We start from the raw sequence: 6,215 nt of genomic DNA, 5'->3' as shown, positions 1-6,215 counted from the left end.
TCACCGTGTCCCATGCAATCGGCGTGCCAGCGAAAGGTTGTGCGGCAAGAGGCGCAAAACCATCTGTTTCGCGCGCAACGGCGGAATACTTGCGCCTCAGTGTGTCGGCTTCCGAACAAGACGTCCAACCGTACGGCTGAGACAGGTGACGCCTTGGGACGTGGTTCAGCTCGATAGCGCGTGGTCATCGGCTTTCCAGTAAGGTCTGGTTGTCGAAGTCACCCCGAATCCGGAGAGACCACTGGACGACCGATGACGTGATGAACCTGCGCGCGCTTGTGGAGTAGAGCGGAATGCCGATCTTCTTCGCGAGATGATGGCTTACCACCGAGCGCCTGATGGAGATGGAGTCGAGCGCTGCGACCGGCGTGGGCTAGGGCGAGAAGAGCCCGCTGCGGATGGTCGCGTAACGCTATGGGGACCGGATTGGAGGCCTATGTCCACCTCGAGAGCTTCTCCGACGTTCTGCACGCAGATGGCGAGCAGGATTTCCGCAGCCTCTATAAGACAGCCCAGCCCAGTAAACCAGCGGCCATCCAGGAGGCGGCCTGGGCGACGTGTCCGTCGCAAGTTCTTCGATTTGACCACGAGCCCCGGAACGCATCCGATCGCCGAGGAAGTGCTTGCCCGGATCGGGGATTTCTACGACATCGAGAATCCTATCCGCGGAGCGCCGCCGGATGGGCACAAGACCATCCGCCAGCGCCAGATCGAACCGAAGATCGAGGCTCTCGGGAGGTGGTGAGACAATATGCTTGTGGAGCTGCCCCGCTCGAGCAAAACGGCGGACGCGATCCGTTGCGATTGCCAACTGGGCGTTTCTCGGCCGTTTCCTCGAGAACGGCACTAATCGTGATCGACAACAATGCCACCTAACGAGCGATCCGGCCAGGTGGCGCTCGGCCGCAATTATGTGAAGCGCCCGATTATGCGTAGTTGGCCGAGGCGGTCGCGGGCTTCTCGCCGTTTCCGCCACGGTGAACTTTACATAATTAGAGGGCTTCCAGGGAGCGCATCAAGTAGTCCGGTGGGCGGTAGCGTCCAAGCTTAGCTTCCTGGGGCTGCAACTTCCCAAGTGCCTGCTCCTTCATGGAAAGATCGGCCTCCACATACGTGTGCGTGGTCGCGGTATCTTCATGCCCCAACCAAAGTGCGATGACGGTGATGTCGACACCGGACTAAAGCAGATGCCTTGCTGTCGTGTTCCGGATCACATGGGGTGAGATCGAGCGGCCAGCGAGAGAGGGAAGATGTCGCCCCGCTGCGGCGACGGCGAGATCCAACCGTTGCGTGACGTTGGAGCGGGTCATCTTCGCGCCCGCGATTTGGTAGCAGGAATCCGTCCTGCGCGTCTGTCTCTAAAGATCGCTGCCATCGTCGAATAAGGGCCGGTGTCGGGCGCCACAAGGGAACGCACCGCTCCTTACGCCCTTTGCCATGCAGGTGCACGGCGGGTTGGCCTTCAAGAACAATATCGCGGCAACGAATTCCGATGATCTCGGAGACGCGTGCGCCGGTGTTGTACATGAGACTGAACAGCACCCGATCCCGCCGCCCCGCCCATGTCGCATCGTCGGGAGAATCCAGGATGGCCTGGATCTCCGGTCGCGTCAGGAAGCCGATCAAAGGGCGATCGGCTCTCTTCATCGGAATGGCGAGCGCCTGTTCTATGGTGCGGAGGGCATCGAGATCATGTGTCCTGCGTATTTGAGGAATGTTAGCAGAGCGGCAAGCTGCGCGTTCCGCCTCCGGACGCTGTTGCCGCGAACCTTCTCCAGATGGTCGAGGCGATCGAGCAACAGTCGCGCATTCCGATCGGTGAGCGCGACTTTGCTCGGAGGCTTGCCGATTCCGTCTCAGCAAAGGCCAGCAGCAGTCGGAACGTATCGCGGTAAGCCGCGACGGTCTGCGGGCTGACGGCGTGATGTTGGCCAGATGCTCGACGAAGAAGCGCTGTACCAACGAGGCAAATGCAGAGCGTTTTTAGCTCACCGTAGCGATCCACCGCAACGCGCTCTTGCCACCCGCCTTTCTGTCGCGACGCCAAGCTAAAAACGCTCTGCATTATGCATAGATGTGCATAACCGCAAGAATTGGCTGTTTACTGGTTCGGACAAAGATGGCGAGCGCGCCGCGCGATCACTTAGTCCACCTCCGTGACGTCCTCAATCGCCGAACATCCGATCAACGGGATCAAAGAACTGCTCCCGTGGAACATCACTCAGCTCACCGAAGCAGCCTGACCGGACGCCACTTTCCGTTACGATGCCAAGACGACTTTCTGAGTGCCCAGAGGCAAGGTCCCGCGCCATATTGAGCAGTGTCAACTTGGCCCGGTGCACAATCCTTTCGAACTCTGTGTCAGGTGGTGAGCGCCTGAACAGTCTTCCTTGCCCACCAGGCACGGCCCGAGGTTGGCCAGGACGACAGCCGCGCGCTCATCCCACCCGAACGCCACTTACTTGTACGCGACGACCACCAGGCGTGGGCCACAGGATGTGAACTCTCCGCCTTCCTGCCCATAGGCTTCGACCGTCTCGAACCCCGCGCTTCGCAACATGCGACCATATTCAGAAAACCCATAGTATCTGGTAGAACGACGCGTTCGTCTAACACATCCATTGCGGACGACGATCCTTTCGCAGTTCCCGCGGTCGATTAACCCATCATAGTTTAATATATCGATTCTTAGATCGTCGTTACGCTGCACAATCTCGCAGGTAGGCGACCTGTCGTGCGGCGGAACGAAACGATTGTGTTGATCGATTAGCAGACGCCCACCCTTTTTAAGTGAAGAAGCGGCTTCATGAAGAACTCTCTCATTATCCGCTTCATTGAAATACCCAAACGTTGAGTACCACAGAAAAGCGGCGTCAAACCGATCTCGCCAAGGAAGTGAACGCATATCCCCAAGAACATAGTCAACATCTACCCGGCGTTCAGCCGCATCCGATTCGGCTTTTTTTAGCAAGGTCGGGGAGATATCCAGTCCGGTTACCCGCGCTCCTTTTTCCGCCAATCGGTTAGCAATCCGCCCATAACCGCAGCCCAGTTCAAGAACTGAGCTGCCCTGTTTTAGTGAAAGAAGTTCCCAAATTGCTCCTGCTTCCCGGTCACTTCTCTCGGGCGGATTAACCAAATCGCCAAAATACAAGTAGTCGTCGCTGAAATGTAATTCGAGATCTGATAACGGAAATTCATTGTGTGATTCGTCGCTCATGTGTTTCTCCAATGCTTTTTCGAGTAGATTGTAGACTTTCGCCAAGGTTAGAGTAAGTTAAAGAAAAGAATTTCTGAATATTTTTCATTATCTGTTAAAGCTTTGTGTGTCGGTCATTGGCTTTCCGCTTTCCTACTTGGCTTTCCAGTCTTGCGCCGCATTTCCTGTGCGCGCGGCCCAGCATCGCGGTACTCGATGGAATCATGCAAATGACGCCAAGCCGCTGCTCGCCGGTACCAGCCACCCTCACATCAATAGCATTCCGCCGGCACGCAGCATTTCCACCCCGGCTCCATCCGCGAGCGGAAAGCGGTCACCACGCCCTCAGTGTGCCACCTGGAGAAGGCGAGGCTTTGTGCGCCACTTGCTCTGTTTGGGTGGTCAGCATTGCGCGCCTTTCGATCTCATTCTTCGGGCAAATCATCCAACCAGCAGGCGCCCTCGATGTGCTTCCGGGAAAAGATCTTTCCGATCTTTTCCGGAATCTTGTTTTGATGATATCGCATATACACGCGGTCATCGGCTCCAAGGTCAAGAATCTCGATCTTTCCCGTGTAATGAGACATGATGTATTTGAATGTTTTTTGGATGCCGCTGAGACGTTGGTTGATGCCGCGCGCAATCTCTATTCCGCGGCGCAGCGAAACCTGAAAATGCGATGCGCCTTTCACGGGCCTACCCTGAAAGAGATAATAAGGGCGGATGCCCACTTGGTGACACTTAGCGAAGGTCGCAGCCAAGATCTCGGGATCATCGTTCACTTTCGCAAGGAGCACGGACTGATTGAGAAACTGCACGTCCTGTGCGCGCAGAGAGCGAATGTTGCGCTCCGCATCGACTGAGATTTCACCGATGTGATCGAAATGCGTGACGATCACCGCGGTCTTACCCGCATCACGGATCCGTTGGAACAAAGCCGGGAGGGCTGGATCCTCGAACCGCTTGGGCTCGTAGGCGACTATCTTTGTGCCGATCCGAATTGACTCCAAATGTGGGATCGGTAGCAGATGATCGAGAATTTTGTCGAGCTTGGCGGTGCTGAGCACGAACGGGTCGCCCCCCGATAGCAGCACGTTCGTCATCTCAGGATGGCTGCCAATATATTGCCCAATCTGGGCGAAATCAGGTGCAATTTCATCAGAGTTCTTGCCGACAATGCGCTTGCGAAAGCAAAATCGGCAATATGAAGCGCAACGGCTCGTTACTAGCAGCAACCCGGTTTGGGCGTACTTGTGTTGAAGTCCGGTCATGGTAGTGTTGTCGTATTCGCCGCTCGTATCCAGATTACCGGGACTCTCTAACTCTTCGAATGAGGGCTCAACAATGTACTTAAGCTGCTCGTAGTAACCACTGTGGGTCATCTGTTCACGATAGAATTTTGTAACGTGATAACGCGTGATGCTGTTGGCTTGTAGCTCACTCGCGGTCACGATGCGCGTCCCCTCGATGAAATTTACAACCGCAGTTCGGGGCCCCGGACGCGAGTTGGTGGGCGATTGAGGCGGACAATCGCCAGTCGTCGCCGAGGTCGGCCGCATGTTCGCATCGCAATAGCTCAGGCCCTGATCCTCGTATTCGACCGCGATCGCCTCCGGCTCCCGCTCCGCCTGCGCCTCAAGCTCGTGAATGCAGCGATCCTGCCAATGGGCCGCTTCCGTCGGCTTGGGAAGACGGTGCCGTTTCTCCGCCAACAGAAGCGGAGCCGACCAGACCCGCTGCCCGGGGTCGGCCGCCATCTGGCTCAGCGCCTGCTGCAAATAGCTCGCAAACCGCTCGACCGTGCTCCGCTCAAACAGCGACGTCGCATAGATCAACCTCCCACGAATCGCCCCGCCGACCTCAGCTACCTCAAGCGCAAGATCATGTTGCGCGATGCGGACGCCGACGTCGACGCACTCAAGTTCGAGCTCCGGCAGCTCCGACGGCTCCGCAGCATTGCTTAGCCAAGCAAAAATAACCGGAAAGATCGGGCTGTGGGCCAGGTTGCGGGGCGGATTGACGAGTTCCACTAAATGCTCAAACGGCAGCCCCTGGTACGCCTGCGCCCCAAGCATGGCGGCGTTCACCCGCTTCAGCAACGTCTCCAGCGTCGGATCGCCCGACACATCGATCCGCAGCGGCAGGGTGTTGACGAACAAGCCGATCAGCCCCTCGCTCTCGGAGCACGTGCTGTTGGCGTTCGGCGTACCGATCACAAGCTCGACCTGATCCGACAAACGCGCCAGCATCAAGACCCAGCCCGCAAGCAGAGTCACGAACAGGGTCGTCCCGCAACGCCGGCTTAGCGCCTTGAGCTGCGCGGTTAGCGCCTCGTGCAGCGCGAAGGCGACGTAGCTGCCCGTGTAGTCCTGCTGGGCCGGGCGCGGCCGGTCCGTCAGCAGCTCCAGCAGCGTTGGCGCGCCCTCCAGCATCCGTAGCCAGTATTCTGACTGACGCTCAAGGACCTCGCCAGCGAAGCATCGGCGCTGCCAAAGAGCGTAGTCCGCATACTGCACCGGCAGCGGCATTAGCCGATCCGCGCGGCCTTCCCGGGCCGCGGCGTAGAGCTCGCTGAGGTCGCGCGTCAGGATCTTCCGCGACCACTCGTCTGAGACCATGTGGTGTATGGTGATCAGCAGCAAATGATCGTCCATCGCCAGGCGTGCCAGCCGTCCGCGGATTAGCGGCCCGGCTTGCAGGTCGAACCCCGCCTGCGCTTCATGGCGCATCAGCTCCGGAAGCGTCGCGTCCGCATCCGCTGCAGCCATCAGATCGTCTCGTTTAAGCGGCAGGCCGACGTCCGCCGGCCCGATCTGCTGGAAGGGCTCGCCGTCCTCCAACCCGAAGGTGGTGCGCAGCACCTCATGACGCGCCACCAAGCGATCCAAGGCCGACTGCAGGGCCGCCTCGTCCAACTCGCCGCGAAGCCGAAGCCCGATCTGGATGTGACGGACCTCGCTGCCGGCCCCTAGACGCGATAGAAACCAAAGCCGCTGCTGGGAAAATGACAGCGGCA

The 6,215-nt window shown here is 58.3% G+C and carries 4 protein-coding genes and 1 pseudogene; 1 reads left to right on the top strand and 4 read right to left on the bottom strand.

All coding sequences use genetic code 11. From position 1 onward, the window contains the following. The first annotated feature begins 580 nt into the window (after positions 1 to 580). The gene (locus BQ8482_RS38460) at positions 581 to 745 is read left to right on the top strand and encodes a hypothetical protein (RefSeq protein WP_165848779.1); all 165 of its coding nucleotides are present in this window, start codon (positions 581 to 583) and stop codon (positions 743 to 745) included. A 389-nt stretch (positions 746 to 1,134) separates the two neighbouring features. Here the strand turns inward: BQ8482_RS38460 and BQ8482_RS39725 are convergent, their stop codons facing one another. The 4 genes and pseudogenes from BQ8482_RS39725 to BQ8482_RS40765 all read right to left on the bottom strand — a co-directional run. Beyond that, positions 1,135 to 1,647 (bottom strand): tyrosine-type recombinase/integrase, encoded by a 513-nt coding sequence (locus BQ8482_RS39725; protein WP_244603049.1) that lies wholly within the window; start codon positions 1,645 to 1,647, stop codon positions 1,135 to 1,137. A gap of 811 nt (positions 1,648 to 2,458) precedes the next feature. Continuing rightward, on the bottom strand, positions 2,459 to 3,220 hold the full coding sequence (locus BQ8482_RS30530; RefSeq protein WP_133254866.1) for a class I SAM-dependent methyltransferase: 762 nt from the start codon (positions 3,218 to 3,220) through the stop codon (positions 2,459 to 2,461). A 404-nt stretch (positions 3,221 to 3,624) separates the two neighbouring features. After that, positions 3,625 to 4,758 (bottom strand): KamA family radical SAM protein, encoded by a 1,134-nt coding sequence (locus BQ8482_RS40770; RefSeq protein WP_425294152.1) that lies wholly within the window; start codon positions 4,756 to 4,758, stop codon positions 3,625 to 3,627. Between the two features lie 198 nt (positions 4,759 to 4,956). Beyond that, positions 4,957 to 6,210 (bottom strand): annotated as a pseudogene (locus tag BQ8482_RS40765) (condensation domain-containing protein); the annotation flags it as partial. Positions 6,211 to 6,215 lie beyond the last annotated feature (5 nt).

Source organism: Mesorhizobium delmotii (genome assembly GCF_900149755.1).
GTDB lineage: Bacteria > Pseudomonadota > Alphaproteobacteria > Rhizobiales > Rhizobiaceae > Mesorhizobium > Mesorhizobium delmotii.
Note: the sequence above shows the minus strand (reverse complement) of the source record. Positions and strands in the feature narration are given on the sequence as shown.